Origin of the sequence: Bacillus sp. RK1064 (assembly GCF_051488405.1) — a bacterium.
In the GTDB taxonomy this organism is placed as follows: domain Bacteria; phylum Bacillota; class Bacilli; order Bacillales; family Bacillaceae; genus Bacillus.
Map to the genome: position 1 here is coordinate 2555140 of NZ_JBPSCZ010000001.1, position 17089 is coordinate 2572228.

The 17089-nt window shown below is 42.3% G+C and carries 14 protein-coding genes; 12 read left to right on the top strand and 2 right to left on the bottom strand.

Features of this window, described 5'->3' with window-relative positions:
• The first annotated feature begins 25 nt into the window (after positions 1 to 25).
• The 6 genes from galT to qoxD all read left to right on the top strand — a co-directional run bounded on the left by galT (position 26) and on the right by qoxD (position 7091).
• Complete coding sequence (gene galT / locus ACSSTM_RS13060; RefSeq protein WP_437404203.1) at positions 26 to 1546, top strand: UDP-glucose--hexose-1-phosphate uridylyltransferase; 1521 nt, start codon at positions 26 to 28, stop codon at positions 1544 to 1546.
• A gap of 4 nt (positions 1547 to 1550) precedes the next feature.
• On the top strand, positions 1551 to 2633 hold the full coding sequence (locus ACSSTM_RS13065; RefSeq protein WP_034660408.1) for a M24 family metallopeptidase: 1083 nt from the start codon (positions 1551 to 1553) through the stop codon (positions 2631 to 2633).
• 516 nt (positions 2634 to 3149) lie between these two features.
• A complete protein-coding gene (qoxA, locus tag ACSSTM_RS13070; protein ID WP_095285740.1) occupies positions 3150 to 4106 on the top strand; it encodes a cytochrome aa3 quinol oxidase subunit II in 957 nt (318 codons plus the stop codon).
• 27 nt (positions 4107 to 4133) lie between these two features.
• Complete coding sequence (qoxB, locus tag ACSSTM_RS13075) at positions 4134 to 6092, top strand: cytochrome aa3 quinol oxidase subunit I (protein WP_034660406.1); 1959 nt, start codon at positions 4134 to 4136, stop codon at positions 6090 to 6092.
• Positions 6092 to 6709 carry a cytochrome aa3 quinol oxidase subunit III gene (gene qoxC, locus ACSSTM_RS13080; RefSeq protein WP_007497820.1) on the top strand — a complete coding sequence of 206 codons (618 nt, stop codon included), beginning with the start codon at positions 6092 to 6094 and terminating at the stop codon, positions 6707 to 6709. Before qoxB ends, qoxC begins: the two co-directional genes overlap by 1 nt.
• Position 6710: 1 nt before the next feature.
• On the top strand, positions 6711 to 7091 hold the full coding sequence (qoxD, locus tag ACSSTM_RS13085) for a cytochrome aa3 quinol oxidase subunit IV (RefSeq protein WP_007497818.1): 381 nt from the start codon (positions 6711 to 6713) through the stop codon (positions 7089 to 7091).
• Between the two features lie 77 nt (positions 7092 to 7168).
• Here the strand turns inward: qoxD and ACSSTM_RS13090 are convergent, their stop codons facing one another.
• Positions 7169 to 7435: a spore morphogenesis/germination protein YwcE gene (locus ACSSTM_RS13090; RefSeq protein ID WP_003215279.1), complete on the bottom strand. Its 267-nt coding sequence runs from the start codon at positions 7433 to 7435 to the stop codon at positions 7169 to 7171.
• 475 nt (positions 7436 to 7910) lie between these two features.
• On the opposite strand from ACSSTM_RS13090, the gene ACSSTM_RS13095 reads away from it, so the two are divergent.
• The 3 genes from ACSSTM_RS13095 to ACSSTM_RS13105 all read left to right on the top strand — a co-directional run bounded on the left by ACSSTM_RS13095 (position 7911) and on the right by ACSSTM_RS13105 (position 11044).
• Positions 7911 to 9125, top strand: coding sequence for an FtsW/RodA/SpoVE family cell cycle protein (locus ACSSTM_RS13095; RefSeq protein WP_095285642.1), 1215 nt, complete (start codon positions 7911 to 7913; stop codon positions 9123 to 9125).
• Between the two features lie 110 nt (positions 9126 to 9235).
• On the top strand, positions 9236 to 9985 hold the full coding sequence (nfsA, locus tag ACSSTM_RS13100) for an oxygen-insensitive NADPH nitroreductase (RefSeq protein ID WP_034660404.1): 750 nt from the start codon (positions 9236 to 9238) through the stop codon (positions 9983 to 9985).
• Between the two features lie 54 nt (positions 9986 to 10039).
• Positions 10040 to 11044, top strand: coding sequence for an LLM class flavin-dependent oxidoreductase (locus ACSSTM_RS13105; protein ID WP_034660403.1), 1005 nt, complete (start codon positions 10040 to 10042; stop codon positions 11042 to 11044).
• A 310-nt stretch (positions 11045 to 11354) separates the two neighbouring features.
• On the opposite strand, the gene ACSSTM_RS13110 is transcribed toward ACSSTM_RS13105, so the two are convergent.
• Positions 11355 to 13781: a S8 family peptidase gene (locus tag ACSSTM_RS13110; RefSeq protein ID WP_095285643.1), complete on the bottom strand. Its 2427-nt coding sequence runs from the start codon at positions 13779 to 13781 to the stop codon at positions 11355 to 11357.
• 500 nt (positions 13782 to 14281) lie between these two features.
• Here ACSSTM_RS13110 and ACSSTM_RS13115 point away from each other — a divergent pair, with 500 nt between their 5' ends.
• The 3 genes from ACSSTM_RS13115 to ACSSTM_RS13125 all read left to right on the top strand — a co-directional run bounded on the left by ACSSTM_RS13115 (position 14282) and on the right by ACSSTM_RS13125 (position 17088).
• Complete coding sequence (locus ACSSTM_RS13115; RefSeq protein WP_034660401.1) at positions 14282 to 14560, top strand: hypothetical protein; 279 nt, start codon at positions 14282 to 14284, stop codon at positions 14558 to 14560.
• A 52-nt stretch (positions 14561 to 14612) separates the two neighbouring features.
• Positions 14613 to 15446 carry a PRD domain-containing protein gene (locus ACSSTM_RS13120; RefSeq protein WP_034660400.1) on the top strand — a complete coding sequence of 278 codons (834 nt, stop codon included), beginning with the start codon at positions 14613 to 14615 and terminating at the stop codon, positions 15444 to 15446.
• 253 nt (positions 15447 to 15699) lie between these two features.
• Positions 15700 to 17088, top strand: a complete 1389-nt coding sequence (locus ACSSTM_RS13125; protein ID WP_095285644.1) for a sucrose-specific PTS transporter subunit IIBC — start codon at positions 15700 to 15702, stop codon at positions 17086 to 17088.
• The last annotated feature ends 1 nt before the right edge of the window (position 17089 follow it).

A 17089-nucleotide genomic window follows, 5' to 3' on the forward strand; every position in this document is an offset into this window, starting at 1 on the left:
ACAGGCAAGAGAGGGGACAGAGGGAATGGCGATTGATATTTTTGAAAAATTGGAACAGCTGATTCAATACGGGATCAATAAAGAGCTGATGACATCACTAGATATCGATTATACGAGAAATCGGCTGCTTGAGGTGTTCGGGCTCGATGACGCTGAAGCAAGAACAGTCTCAGGAGAAGGAGACCTTGAAGACATTTTAATGCCGATGCTGGATTGGGCAGTAGAAACAGGCCTTATTCCTGAGGGGACGGATACGTATCGTGATTTACTAGATGCGAAAATCATGGGCTGCTTGGTGGCACCTCCAAGTGTCATCTATGCGAAGTTTGAAGAAAAACGCCAACATGAGGGACCAGAGGCAGCTACAAGCTGGTTCTATGCGATGCAGCAGCATGCCCACTATATTCATACAGGCAGGATCGCCAAAAATGTACAGTGGTTTACACCAACAGACGATGGTGTGCTGGAGATCACCATTAATCTATCAAAACCGGAAAAGGACCCCAAAGCCATCGCTGAAGCCAAGAAGCTCAGTCAAAAGCAATATCCTCTTTGTCTCCTTTGTAAAGAAAACGTTGGCTTCGAGGGGCGGATCAACCATCCAGCGAGACAGAATCACCGGATTATTCCTGTGACACTCTCAGGTGAATCGTGGTTTCTGCAATTTTCACCTTATGTGTATTACAACGAGCACTGCATAGTGTTCAAAGGTAAACATGAGCCAATGAGCATCACCAAAAAAACCTTTGAACGACTGCTTTCCTTCATATCTATATTCCCGCACTATTTTATCGGGTCGAACGCCGACCTTCCGATTGTCGGAGGCAGTATATTAAGTCATGACCATTTTCAGGGCGGTGCACATGAATTTCCGATGGCGAAAGCAGAGATGGAAGAAGTCTTTTCTCTCAAAGCCTTTCCGGATGTGCGAGCTGGCATTGTGAAATGGCCGATGTCTGTGATCCGCCTTCGAAGCAGCGAGCGGCAGCCGCTCGCGGACGCAGCAGACTTTATCTTACATGAGTGGAAATTGTATTCAGATGAAGAGGTGGGGCTGATCGCTCATACAGGAGAGACTCCGCACAATACCATTACACCTATTGCACGGCGCCACGGGGATGACTATGAATTAGATTTAGTGCTGCGTAATAACCGTACAGACAAGCGGCACCCAGACGGCATTTTCCATCCGCACGAAGAAGTCCACCATATTAAAAAAGAGAATATCGGATTAATTGAAGTCATGGGCCTTGCTGTCCTTCCTGGCAGATTAGCAGAGGAGTTAAGCCAATTAAAAGAGGCATTGCTATCCGAAAGTCCTCTTGAAGAAATCAAAGCCCGTCCTGCTATCATGAAACACGAAACATGGGCAAAGCGACTGCTTGAAGAGAACACCTTTACAGAGGACAATACCGAAACCATTTTACAACAAGAAATTGGCTCTATTTTTTCTCGAATTCTCTCACAGGCGGGTGTGTTTAAAAGAACTGAGCAAGGGAAAACAGCTTTTAACCGTTTCATTCAAACACTTCATACAGGCAGGTGATTAGATGATTGAACAAGTAAGAGAGCTAATGGAAGAAAAGCAGCTTGATGGTGTCTTGATTCAAAAGCGAAATAACTTCTCCTGGCTGACAGGCGGAAGAAGGAATCACATTGTGTTAAATACGCCAGAGGGCGTGTGCCAGCTGCTCGTCTTAAAAGACGACCTCGTCCTCATTGTGAATCAAATGGAAGAAAAGCGGATCATTGAAGAGGAAATGGCGTATGTCGATCATCCCTTTCAGGTGGTCACAATGGATTGGTATGAGGATGAGACCCCCTACATTCAAGAACTCACAAAAGGTAAACGAATTGGGGCGGACATTCAAATGGATGGATTCGAATGGATCGAGCCGGATTTGTCACATGTTCGATCGATCCTTACCGCCTCGCAGCTCAGTCAATATGAAATCCTTTGTCATGAAACAGCGGTCATTGTAGAAAGTGTCTGTCAAGAAATCGTGCCAGGGCAGACCGAACACGAAATTGCTTCGCTTGTTGCTCAAAGAGCCATTGCACAAGGGATGACGATAGAAGTCCTGCTTGTGGCAACGGATGACCGGATCCATCAATACCGTCACCCGATTCCAACAGAGAAAGCACTTCAAAAGCACGCGCTTGTTGTCCTCTGTGCAGAACGGCACGGGCTCGTAGCGAATGTCACAAGGTCTGTTTACTTTGGTCAGCTTCCAAAGGAGCTTGAAGAGAACAAAGAGCGGCTTGCACGAATTGATACAGTCATGAATGCCGCCACACGTCCTGGTAAAACATTAGGAGATGTACTGAAAGCAGGTATTGCTCAGTATGAAAAAGAGGGCTTCCCTGATAGCTGGAAAAAGCTTCATCAAGGGGGAAAGACGGGATTTGTATCTAGGGAAATCATTGCCGTTCCCTCATCGAAGGAAGAAATTCAGCTGCATCAAGTGTTTACGTGGAATCCTTCATTGCCTGGACTGAAATCAGAGGATACGATAGTAGTAGAAAAAGAGGGCAACCGCTTTTTAACCTATACAGGCAAGTGGACGTACATGGACATTGAACATGAAGGGGAGATCTATAGACGACCTGACATCTTAGTGAGAGATGAATAAATGCAGAGTGCCGGCGCTGAGCCGGTTTTTTGCTGGAAGTCTTTAGCGAGATTCCACTAATTCAGCATCATTACCAATTCTTACAGCGTATCGCAGAGAATCGATACTTTCTTTTCTTGTGAACTTGCGTTAAAATGAGTAAGGTTTTTGTTAAATGTGGGGATACCTATTTTGAAATTGTTTACCTAGATAAAATTTCATTAAGTTAAATTGAAATTTGACCAAACTTTTTTATTGTGGTAAACCTAAATTTGACAAAGTTCTTGATTGTTTGTCCTTTGCCTTCAACTCTCAACTTTTCAAAATCCTAGAAATTTATTGTGTGTGCAATAATATAAATTTATGTCGAATTTATGACATTTTAATAGAAATCTGTTGAAAAATAAATGAACTTTTGAAAAAAGGGAAGCTAACTCTAACAGATTTTGATAGCATTACAAAGGGAAGAAAAGTTTTCGAAGGCAGATGGCTTTTCACAATTATTCAGCAATTTATATATTATCTTAAGGAAGGATGGTGATCTTCTTGTTCAGAGCCATTAAACCTATGCTTTTATTAGCGATGCTCGTGAGTGTTTTTTTATTAGGAGGTTGCAGCAATATCGCTGTTTTAGATCCTAAAGGACCTGTCGCAGCACAACAAAAAGACTTGATCCTTTTATCCATCGGATTCATGCTCTTTATCGTTGGTGCGGTATTTGTACTGTTTACCATCATTTTGGTTAAATACCGTGAGCGTAAGGACGTTGGAAACGCCTCTTATAACCCAGAACTACACGGGAATACGCTTCTAGAAGTTATCTGGACAGTGATCCCAATATTAATCGTTGCTGCCCTTTCAGTTCCAACTGTAAAAACAATTTACTCTTTGGAAGAGGCACCTCAAGCAACAAGCCATAAAGATCCACTTGTCGTTTATGCTACAGCTGTTGATTGGAAATGGATCTTTAGTTATCCAGAGGAAAATATTGAGACAGTGAACTACTTAAACATTCCAAAAGATCAGCCGGTTTTATTCAAAATCACTTCCGCTGATACAATGGCATCACTATGGATTCCTCAGCTAGGCGGGGAGAAGTATGCGATGGCTGGAATGGAGATGGAACAATATCTTCAAGCTGATCAAGTTGGCACATATGAAGGAAGAAATGCCAACTTCACAGGCGAGGGCTTTGCTCAGCAAAAATTCAAAGTCAATGCGATGACGCAGTCTGACTATGATAAATGGGTAAGCAAAACGAAGAAAGAAGCACCAAAGTTAACGAAGAAAACGTATGACTACTTGATGCTTCCGGATGCTGCAGATGTGCAGACATTCTCATCAACACATTTATCCTTTGCGAAGCATGGAGAGGATTCTGAATACGCACTCCAAGCACGCAAACGTTTAGGTTACCAATCAGTTTCTCCGCATTCCAAAACAGATCCTTTCGAGAATGTGAAGAACTATAAAAGAAAACTAGATAATGAATAAACTGACTAAGGAAAGGAGGAGGCCGTTATGCATTTGAAATGGGATGAGTTTTTTGTAACTGGAGACCCATTAATTCTTGGTGCGCAAATTTCTATCGCTCTTACTTCCATTGCCATCGTGTTTGTTTTAACCTACTTTAAAAAGTGGAAATGGCTCTGGAAAGAATGGCTAACATCAGTTGATCATAAAAAGCTTGGGATCATGTATATCCTTGCTGCTGTGATTATGTTCTTCCGCGGTGGGGTAGACGGACTGATGATGCGCGCGCAGCTGGCGCTTCCTAATAATACGTTTTTAGATTCCAACCACTATAATGAAATTTTCACAACGCATGGTACGATCATGATTCTATTCATGGCGATGCCATTTTTAATTGGTTTAATCAACGTCGTTGTGCCTCTTCAAATTGGTGCACGTGACGTTGCATTCCCTTATTTGAACAACCTTAGCTTCTGGACATTCATGGTTGGAGCGATGCTGTTCAACATTTCCTTCGTCATTGGAGGATCACCAAGTGCAGGCTGGACGAGTTACATGCCGCTCGCCGGAAATGATTTCTCACCAGGACCTGGACAGAACTATTACTTGCTCGGGCTCCAAATTGCAGGTATTGGTACACTTATGACAGGTATTAACTTCATGGTGACCATCTTAAAAATGCGTACAAAAGGTATGACGCTTATGCGTATGCCAATGTTTACATGGACAACATTGATTACGTCTGTCATCATCGTATTCGCATTCCCTGTATTAACAGTTGCTTTAGCACTTATGACATTTGATCGTTTATTCGGTTCTGCATTCTTTACACTCGAAGCAGGCGGTATGCCAATGCTTTGGGCGAACCTTTTCTGGATTTGGGGACATCCTGAGGTATATATCGTCATCCTGCCGGCTTTCGGTATTTTCTCAGAAATCTTTGCGACGTTCTCAAGAAAACAGCTGTTTGGTTACAAAGCGATGGTTGTATCGATTGTGGCAATCTCTGTTCTTAGTTTCCTTGTGTGGGTTCACCACTTCTTTACAATGGGGAACAGTGCAGCGGTTAACTCATTCTTCTCGATTACAACAATGGCGATTTCTGTACCAACAGGTGTGAAAATCTTTAACTGGCTCTTTACGATGTATCGAGGCCGTATCAGCTTTACTTCACCAATGCTTTGGGCACTTGGTTTCATCCCGAACTTCGTTATCGGTGGTGTCACTGGGGTTATGCTTGCGATGGCAGCTGCGGATTACCAGTACCATAACACGTACTTCCTTGTATCCCACTTCCACTATGTATTAATCGCAGGTACTGTTTTTGCTTGTTTTGCTGGCCTTGTTTTCTGGTATCCAAAAATGTTTGGTTACAAGTTAAACGAAAGAATCGGCAAATGGTTCTTCTGGGTATTCATGATCGGATTTAACATCTGTTTCTTCCCGCAGTACTTCTTAGGACTGCAAGGAATGCCAAGACGTATTTATACGTATGGACCAGAAGATGGCTGGACTGCACTAAACTTTATTTCAACAATTGGTGCATTTATGATGGGTATCGGATTCATCATCCTTTGCTACAACATCTACTACAGCTGGAGACACGCGAAACGTGAAGTGTCTGGAGACAGCTGGGGAGATGGACGTACTCTTGACTGGGCGACATCTTCTGCAATTCCGCCGCATTATAACTTTGCAGCACTTCCAGAAGTGACAACACCAGATGCATTCCATCATTGGAAGCAAAACAACGTAGACGTTCATCCTGAAAAAGAATTCAAGAAAATTCACATGCCGCACAATTCAGGCAGACCACTCATCATGTCTGCATTCTTCGGACTTGGTGCATTCGGTCTTGTATTTGAATGGTACTGGATTGGCGTTATTGGCTTAATCGGTGTATTCGCAACAATGATTTTACGCTCATTTGAATATGACGATGGCTATTATATTCCTGTTGAAGAAGTGATTGAAACAGAGAAAAAGAATAAGGAGGCGCAGAAGTAATGGGACATAATGATAGCAGCTATGCAAATGCACCGCTTGAATATCAGTCTGAAACAGGACGTTTAAACATCCTTGGTTTCTGGATATTCCTTGGCGCGGAAATCGTGTTATTCTCAACACTTTTTGCGACCTACTTTGTTCTTCATGGCAGAACAGCTGGCGGCGTTTTACCAGCTGAACTGTTTGATATGAAGCTTGTATTGATCATGACATTCCTGCTATTGGTTAGTTCATTTACATGCGGGATTGCTGTTCATGAAATGCGCCGTGGAAGTACCAAAGGGGTTGTCATTTGGACGATTCTGACACTGCTTCTAGGTGCAGGCTTCGTTGGCTTTGAGATTTTCGAGTTCTTCCATTATGTACATGAGGGTGCGAGCATCCATACAAGTGCGTATTGGTCTGCATTCTTTGTACTCTTAGGAACTCACGGACTACACGTATCCATCGGTATCTTCTGGATTACCGGGGTCTTGTTCCAAATTAAAAAACGTGGATTAACTCCACAAACAGCAGCGAAGATTTTTATCTCAAGTCTATACTGGCATTTCCTTGATGTTGTATGGATTTTCATCTTCACAGCTGTTTACTTGATCGGATTAGGGGGGCTTTTGTGATATGGCTGGAAAAACACATTCCTCAGCAGAGCACGAACACTTCCCTTGGAAACACGTAGTTGGCTTCATCCTATCCATTGTGCTAACAATCTTAGCATTCTGGATTGCCATTGGAGCTGAAATTGGCAGTTCTGCAAAACTATGGATTATCTTTGGTTTTGCCTTCATTCAAGCGTTCTTGCAGCTATTCATGTTTATGCACATGACAGAAAGCGAGAACGGAACTGTTCAAGTCGGAAATACATTGTTTGGTCTGTTTTGTGCGATTATCTTCGTTATCGGATCTGTTTGGATCTTTGCGGCTCACTACAGCCACGGAGAGAACAGCAAAGACGGTTATTCGCCTTCTGCGCCAAAGCAGTCTGAGCATTCAGAGAAATAATAAAAAACCACTCATCCCTCAAAGGTGAGTGGTTTTTATCATGATGTTGATTACGCCTCCAATAGGTGGTGCGTGATTTATCTGGTGCTGCTGAATCTTTTGCGAATGAATGGAAGTCCATAAATGAGAAACGCTGCAATGTGTGCCAAAATGACGTTAATGGCAAAGAATGCGATCATGAAGGTATGTCCTGCTGGAGATAAACTGCTCGTCATGTAAAGACCGAAGAAAATCCACATAATCATAATGGGTGGAATAGAAGCTAGTGCAATTTTTCTGTTTTCAAGCCATAAAAACAGGGGTGTAGCCGTTGCAATACATAGGTACGCAAAGAACATATCCATCGTATCCAACTCCTTTGTAAGTTGATATCCAAATCAAATAAGAGGTCAGGATGCAATTGTGTCTGTTTTTAGGAGATATTGTGAACATTTTGTTACAAGTATTATACCACAATTGACTTTGAAGTAAACTCAATAATTGGAAAATGGGCCTTATTCCGTAGAAAGTGGTTTTTCCTTTTCTCTCCGTACAGCTTATGCTGGCATGATAATTGCTTGTCATATCGCCACATAGGTCATTGAATTTTCCCCTTAAAATCTGTAAAATAATCTTTTTAAAGGACTCATGATCGGTTGAATGGAAAAAGTATAGAGGAATTTTTCCCTATTGTTAGAATGAAAAGTATTTCATTTTTTGAAAAATGATTGGAACCTTTCGGATGTATCTTCCGTCATATTTAAGGTGAGTTGCTTTTGTGAAAATTTCAATCTAATATAAATAAGGGCTTTTATGTTTTGTAATAAGGGTGGTTAGTTCATGAACAAGCAGAATACATCTCCGTACTATCAAGGGGATTTAATTTTTATATTTTTAGCCTTCTTTGCCATCAGTGTCATTGCGATTTATGCTGCGGGTCAATTTGGGCAGTATGGATCTAATGCATGGACCAGACAGATCATTTACTATATGGTCGGAGTTATATGTATTGTAGCCATAAATTACTTTGACTTGGAGCAATTAGAAAAGCTAAGCCTCTATATTTTTATAGGCGGCATTATGCTGTTAATTTTTCTGAAAATCGCTCCTGCACAAATCGGAGGTCATGATTTTGCTCCTACTATAAATGGTGCAAAAAGTTGGTTTGTTCTGCCGGGTGTTGGAACATTTCAGCCTTCAGAGTTTATGAAAATAGGTCTGATCATGATGTTGGCTTCAGTGATTGGCAAAGCAACACCTAAAGGAAGACGACGATTAGAAGATGACATTTATCTACTATTAAAAATTGCTGGAGTTTCCATAGTCCCAGTAGGTTTAATTTTCTTGCAGGATGCTGGTACTGCTGCTGTTTGTATGTTTATTGTAATGGTAATGGTATTTTTATCTGGAGTTAATTGGAAGATAATCTCGTTGATTGGTTCTGTTGTTGTACTCTTAATAATCACGGTTCTATCTGTAGTTTTATTATTTCCGGATTTCGCTAAAGAAAGTCTTGGTGTTAAACAATATCAAATCAATAGGATTACTGCTTGGATTCCAGATAGTTCTGCGAACTCTGAAGATACTAAAATACAAGATGCTACAAGTAGTGACAAGTTTCAGGTTGATAGGGCCATAATGGCCATCGGTGCTGGACAGATTTTTGGGAATGGGGTTAAAAACTTAAAAGTCTATGTCCCAGAAGCACAAACAGATATGATTTTCTCCATTATAGGAGAAGCCTTTGGCTTTGTCGGATGTGCGTTTGTTGTGATCATGTTCTTCTTCTTGATCTACCGGCTTGTCGTGCTGATCGACCGTATCCATCCATATAGCCGGTTTGCGTCATTCTTCTGTGTAGGATATACAGCACTGATTGTGATCCATACGTTCCAGAACATTGGGATGAATATAGGCGTGATGCCTGTAACAGGGATTCCGCTCCTATTTATCAGCTTCGGAGGAAGCTCTGTCTTATCTGTCCTTATTGGATTCGGGATTGCTTATAACGCAAGTGTTCAATTAACGAAATACCAAAGTTATTTATTTAAATAAAACGGGTAAGGGCAGTCTAAGTATAGACTGTCTTTTTTCATGCGAGTTTTAATTTTTGAAAAGCCATATGTCTTTGTCATATGATAGTACAAGTGAAGGAGGTCTTCGAATTGAACAAAACGATAGAAACGATATTAAATCATCGGTCCATCCGTTCGTTTACAGACGAGCGTTTGTCCGAAGAAGAGGTGCTGACACTCATTAAAAGTGCACAGGCTGCTTCGACATCAAGCTATGTACAGGCGTACAGTATTATTGGTGTGACAGATCAAGAGAAGAAGGCCAAGCTTGCTGAACTGGCTGGGAATCAGCCATACGTTGAGAAGAATGGGCATTTCTTTGTCTTCTGTGCAGACTTGAAACGCCATGATGATATTGCAAAAAAAGCAGGGGAAAATCATCAAGAGGCGCTTGAGAATACGGAAGCCTTTCTCATTAGCGTCATTGATACGGCGCTCGCTGCGCAAAATATGAGTGTAGCCGCAGAATCAATGGGACTTGGGATCTGCTATATTGGCGGTCTGCGTAATCAACTGAAAGAAGTGTCTGAATTACTTGAAACGCCATCTTATGTGCTGCCGTTATTTGGTCTGGCTGTCGGACATCCAGCGAGTCAATCGTCACAAAAGGAACGGCTGCCAGTTGAACTCATTTATCATGAAAATGCATATCAGCAAGATGAAGCGCATGTGGATCGTTATTTAAAAGAATACGATGACCGTATTTCATCATATTATGAAGAACGAACAAACGGAGAGAGAAAAGATACTTGGTCTAAGCAGATGCTTCGCGGCTTTAGTCAGCCAAAGCGTGCCTTCCTTGGAGAATTTGTTAAAGAGAAGGGCTTTAATCGAAAATAAATAAGACATCCCCCCTTTCGATTGAGAGAGGGGGATTTCTGTAAGAGGTGCAGCATGATGAAATTAAGTATACTGGATCAATCTCCTTTGATCGGAGATGCAACACCTGCTGAAGCATTGAAGCAAACGGTTGAATTGGCAAAGCAGGCAGAGAAGTGGGGCTATCACCGTTTTTGGGTATCAGAGCATCACTTTTCAAACCGGCTTGCAGGGTCGAGTCCAGAGGTGCTTCTCGGTCATTTATCAGCCGTTACGTCACATATACGTATTGGCTCAGGCGGTGTGATGCTGCCTCACTATAGTGCCTATAAAGTAGCAGAGAACTTCAGGGTTCTCGAAGCACTGGCTCCTGGGAGAATTGATCTTGGGATTGGACGTGCTCCTGGTGGTATGCCCATTTCCTCCATTGCCCTTCATCATGGTGAACGAAAACGACTAGGTGATCAATATCCTGAGCAGGTAGAAGAATTGAAGGTCTATTTACACGACCTAGCGGATGAATTTTACCCGCTGCCCCATTTAACCGCTTCTCCGAAGGTAGAGACTGCACCAGAGGTATGGATGCTTGGTTCCTCTGGAGGGAGTGCAAGACTTGCGGCGAAAGCAGGTGCAGGCTATACGTTTGCTCTATTTATCAATGGCGAAGGCGGAGAAGATTCTGTGGAGCAATACATCAACCGGTTCGAACCTTCAGCATTCGGTGATGAGCCGCGCGTCAGTCTTGCGGTCTTCGTTTTATGTGCTGAAACAGAGGAACAGGCAGAAAAACTGGCAGTCAGCTTAGATTTATCCTTACTCGCCAATGAACAGGGGCAAAACCTCGGGGGCTTTCCTTCATATGAAAAGGCACAAGCTTATTCCTACAGTCCATATGAACAAAAACGAGTGGCTGCCAATCGTCAAAGGATGGTGGTTGGAACGCCATCTTCTGTGAAAAAGCAGCTGACGGCACTAGCGAAAGCGTATCGTACAAATGAAGTAATCGCTGTGACGATCACTCACCACATGCAAGACCGGCTCACATCGTATCGTTTATTAAAAGAAGTCTTTGATGCATAACATATGTAATTCTGTTAACCGTCCACGCAGCCAATAGAGGGGGAAAAGGAGCATCATGATGAAAATAAACGCCAAACTAAGCGGGTAAATGAAGGACACATAGACCGTCAGCTCGCATGCTTGATGAAAAGGACGAGGATGTTTCGCGTGTAAAAGGGTGAAAATACACCAAAGTGATCGTTAGAAAAAAAGCAGTCAAAAAAGAAACGATCCATAGCAATATCAACATCAGTCTCTCTTTCCTCTATATATAATCGAAAAGCCTTGATGAGCTAATCCGCTCATACAAGGCTTTTCTTGTGATTCACGTTTATTCAGGATAAATATCGAAGGGTTCCTTCGTTTGAACAGTGTCTGATTTCCCTTTCAAACTTGCATACGCAAGCATTGTATACTCACCAGGTTCCAGCTTTTGACCTTGATTGATCGTGCCATTCCATTTTACGCGGTGTTCTCCTTTATCAACATGTTGATAAACACCTGCTTCACCTAAATACTCTCCATCTGTCGAGTAGACGAGAAATGCAAGGTTCTCAGCGCCGCCAGGCAGATAGCTGCTAATAACATAGCTTCCAGCACGGTTATCCGGCTCGACGGAAACCGAAGTGACGCGCGGATAATCAGGCTCTTTTACAATCAATAAAGTAGGAATCTCTGTGACCTTTCTGCCATTTTCACGAAGGGTAATGCTGCCTTGGTACGTTCCTTTTTTGGTTTTACCGTATTTCACTTGTACCGCGGAAGTAAAGGACCCAGTGGAATTCCCTTTGACAGTGATTTTTTTCGTTCCGTTTGTGCTGATGCCGCTGCCATTAAATTTGTAATCAATGGTATACGTTTTCGGTGCTTTTGAAAGGTTTTCTACCTTGAATTTCTTCGTTTTGATTTGAACGCCTTTTTCTTTCAAGAAAGTGCCGTAAGAATAGCTGGCATCAGAAACGATAGATGACGCTTGGAGTGATTCGATGATTCGAACACTGCCTGTCCCTTGTGTGTTATGAGGGAATGGGCTGCCATTTGCGTCAAATAGTTTTTCTGCTGTATTCATCATCAGTGCTTTGATCTGTTCAGTTGTGTACGATGGTTTTGCTTGCTTGATGATCGCTGCGACCCCTGCCACATGCGGTGAAGCCATGCTTGTTCCTTGCTTTGAGCCATATCCGTAAGGCTGAGAAGGGTTATGCGTTGGAATCGTACTCACAATGCTGACGCCAGGTGCTGATAAATCAGGCTTAATCATCCACGTATCCACAACTGGTCCGCGAGATGAGAAGTCAGCGACTTGCTCACTAAGTTCTTTGACAAATTGAATGGAGAAAGTCGTTGTATTGTTTCCAGCCTCAATGGCTTTGACAAGCGCCGCTCCTTCAGCTTTTGAAAGCTTAATCGTTGGAAGAGCAAGTCCCGGTACATCGACTGGAATTTCTCCATCGGTGTTGTTATACATCACAACGCCGATTGCACCAGCAGCTTTTGCATTGTCGACTTTATCAACAAAGGCAATGGCTCCTCGTTCGATCACAGCAACCTTTCCTTTCACATCGATGTCTTCAAATGCTTTTTCGTCACCGATACCTGCATGGACGAGTGTGATTTGTTTTTGGTCAAGTGCTTTTAAATCACTCTCTTGGTAGTAGCCCATCACTTTTGCAGTAGAATAGTTCGGGAATTTTACATTGTAAAGGCTGTACGGAAGCTGAGTTGCTCCGACAGAAATGGCATCTCTTGACGTGCCGGGAGAACCGACTGTCCAGCTGTTCGGACCACTGTTTCCATTCGATGTGACAGCGACAACTCCTTCAGACATGGCCCAGTCGAGTGCGATGCTTGTGGCATAATCAGGGTTATTCACACTGTTTCCGAGAGAGAGGTTCATGACATCTGCTCCATCAGTAACAGCGCGGTCGATGCCTGCAAGAACGTTCTCAGTTGTCCCAGACCCGCCTGGTCCAAGTACACGGTACGCAAGAAGTGCGGCATCCTTTGCGACACCTTTAATTTGTCCATTGGCAGCAATTGTCCCTGCGACGTGTGTGCCGTGGTCTGTCGATTCGCCTCTAGGGTCTCCTTTAGGCGTCTCTTGCGGAGAATAATCGTTATCAACAAAATCATAGCCTTTGTATAAACCAAAGTTTCCTTTTAAATCAGGGTGGGTATAGTCTACTCCAGTATCAATGACAGCGACTTTTACCCCTTTTCCAGAGTAGCCGGCATCCCAAGCTTTTGGTGCACCGATAAATGGAGCGCTTTTATCCATAAGAGGGGAGACATCTTCATTTGGAAGCTGAATGCTTTCTTTTTTCACTTCATCTGTTTGATATGTAACATCCGGATAAACGGCTTTTACTCCGTCCACTGCGAGCAGCTTCGGAATTTCGTTTGCAGGAAGTTTCATAGAGAAACCAGAGAAGACTTTTTCATATTCTTGACGAACACTCGCTTTATCAATTTCTTTGAGTGCTGCATTTTTTACTTTTGTTCGAGATTTTTTGAGGGAGGCCTTTGTTTGAGCTTTGCCTTCTTGCTTTGCTTCAACCAAGGATTTTTCCTTTAATTCAACAATGACAGTGGTGTGTTTTCTAGAGTTGACATTGATTTCACCGAAGATTTCTGCTTTTTCCAGTTCCACCTGTTTGTTCGATGGAGCGGCAGCAGCCTGTTGACCTGTAAAGAATGTGGATAAAATAAAAATAGTGGAGAACAATAGAACAGAAGAACGAGAGATGACCTTTTTCATTAATTTTCCCCTTTCTAGCTGTGTTTTTAGGGAGATAGCCTTTCTTTTTGTGGATAAATAGGAAAGATTCACTGCCCGTTATTAAGTATTCAATACGATGAAAACAATTCCTTTACTAAAATGGTCTTATTTTACATAGTTATAAAGAACTATTTTGTTTATAAAGTCTCACTTATGCACAAACTCCTGTTGATAACTCATTTATTTAGATATATATATGGAAAATAAAAAAATCTCATACACAAAATCTAGTAATGGGGTGTTGATATGTGGATAAACCCTGTTGATAAGGTGTGCTTATCTTTTGGATATAGTGTGTATAAAATTTTTATTCAAACACCCTCATACATGATCATCTTCTCCACTTTTCAACAAAACTTCTGAAAACTAGTTTGTTTTTTCACCCAGATTGTGACAAACCTCTCTTTTTTCTCGGGATATGATAGGAGCAGTTGTTTTGCTAGAACTGCTAGATTCTAAGAAAAGCGGAGGGATGTTCAGTGAAGAAATTCAAAAACTGGTTGAGTGTATGGTTTGGTTTCATGATGAATGTGCTTGTGAATCCTGGTGTGATGATGAAGCAGCAACGGTTTCAGGCGGCTGCGGTGGATAATCGTTTCTTTCAAGTTGTGAACGAGAGAGAGCTAGAGAAGCTGGCAGAAGAAAAGAACAAGAAGCGCAGGTCAGAGAAACCGTTTAAGCAAAGTCTGATGATGCTTGATGAGAAGACGACGAGAGAGGCGCGTGCTGGCCCGCTCTTACCTTTACATGGGAGATGAAACAGGGTAAAATCCCACATAAGAAACGTTATCTGGTGGGAGAGGATACCCCTTGAAGATATATAAAATATTGAATAACAATGCAGTGGTTGTAAAGGAAGGTGATCAGGAGAAAATTGTGATGGGGCCTGGAATTGCTTTTCAGAAGGGGAAAAATGACGTCGTTCCCGTTCAAAAAATAGAGAAAATCTTTGTTGTGCGTGAAGAAAATGAGAAATTCAAACAAATTCTTGCGACATTGCCCGAAGCGCATATTGAGGTGGCAGAGCATATCATCAGTTATGCAGAGGGTAAACTGATGATGCCGCTTAGTGATCATATCCATATATCACTGACTGACCATTTATCCTTTGCTATAGAGCGCATTCAAAAGGGCATTGTGCTATATAATAAATTGCTTGGTGAGATCAAAGTCTTATATAAGCAGGAATATGATATTGGAAAGTATGCCATTCGTTATGTAAAGGATCGGCTTGGGGTTGAACTGCCGGACGATGAGGCAGGGTATGTGGCACTCCATATTCATACGGCCAAAATGAATACGGAGTCTATGAAAAAGACCGTGAAATATACAACGATGATCAAAGAAATGATCGAGCATATAGAAAGCTATTTTCAGCATTCAATTGATGAGGATAGTATTTCCTATCAGCGGCTTGTGACACATTTGAGGTATGCATTAGGCAGGTTGGAATCAAATGAGGCATTTCAAATCATGGACGATGACATGCTGAGTTTTATCCAAACAAAGTATGATTTGGCTTACCAGTGTGCACGTGGACTCGCTGATTTGTTAAAAAATGAATATGAACTTCATCTCCCTGAATCGGAGATCGGCTACATCACGCTGCATGTCCAGCGTCTGCAGGATGCCGAATTGGTTTAGTGGATGTGCCTGCATGCAGGCTTTTTTTATGCACACTACTCTTATTAGTGTATATGGGTCAATTGATTCGAAAAAAGAGGTTGACGCACGTCTCACTCTTATACTATGATGAAAGCGTAATCAAAATTTGATATCGTGGGATTGTGACTGCCAGGCAGGCAAGACCTAAAATTTGCGTAACGAGGGGACGTGTATGTCCTTTTATCGTTGGTGAATTTTAGGTCTTTTTTGCTTTAAAAAAGGAGGAGACAACATGGATTATCAAAAAACAGCCAAAGAATTAACAAAACGATTAGGCGGCAAAGAAAATGTCATCAGTGCCACGCATTGTGCAACAAGACTCAGATTGGTGATAAAAGATGAGGAACTGATTGACAAAGAAGCCATTGAGGAACTTGAAGGGGTGAAGGGGGCTTTCTCAAGCTCGGGACAATTCCAAATCATTTTTGGAACGGGGGCAGTCAACAAAGTATATGAACCATTTGCTCGTGAGACTGGTCTTGAGACAGGAGACGAGAAACAAAAGCCTGTCAGCCATGATGAAGCAGTGAAACAAAAAATGAATCCACTTGCACGTTTTGCAAAGACGTTATCAAATATTTTTGTACCGATCATTCCAGCAATTGTTGCAAGCGGTTTATTAATGGGCCTATTAGGCATGATGAAAGCCTTCAAATGGGCTGACCCAAGCTCTGCGATCTTCCAAATGCTTGATATGTTCTCAAGTGCAGCCTTTATCATTTTGCCGATTTTAATTGGGGTCAGTGCAGCGAAAGAGTTTGGTGGAAATTCGTATTTAGGAGCCGTTATTGGGGGGATTATGATTCACCCGAACCTGCTCAACCCGTGGGGGCTGACGGATGCGAAACCAGAGTATATGCATTTATTCAATTTTGATATTGCTCTTCTTGGTTACCAAGGAACAGTCATTCCAGTATTATTGACTGTGTACATCATGTGCATTGTAGAAAAGAATTTAAGAAAAGTGGTTCCGAACAGTATTGATTTACTTGTGACCCCGTTTGTGACGGTGATTGTGACTGGATTTGTGACGTTTATTGCAGTTGGACCGCTTGGAAGAATGCTCGGTACAGGGATTTCGAATGCACTGACATTTATTTATGATCATGCAGGGTTCTTAGCAGGACTCATTTTCGGAGGAGCCTACTCTCTCATTGTGCTCACAGGGGTTCATCATAGCTTCCATGCGATTGAAGCAGGACTGCTGAATGATATTGGGCGTAACTATTTGCTGCCAATTTGGGCCATGTCCAACGTAGCTCAAGGCGGGGCGGGATTGGCTGTCTTTTTCTTAGCGAAACGCGCGAAAACAAAAGAAATCGCACTTCCTGCAGCTTTCTCAGCTTTCCTAGGTATTACCGAGCCTGTCATATTCGGTGTCAACCTCCGCTATCGTAAGCCGTTTATTGCCGCGATGATTGGAGGCGCATTAGGCGGGGCATTTGTTGTCTTCACGAAGGTTGCAGCCAACGCCTATGGTTTAACGGGTATTCCGATGATTGCGATTGCCGCGCCATACGGTGTGCAGAATGTGGTGAATTATGTGATTGGTATGTTAATCGCTGTTGCTGTTTCATTTACTCTCACCATCATCTTTAAAGTAAAAGAAGTAGAAAAATAAT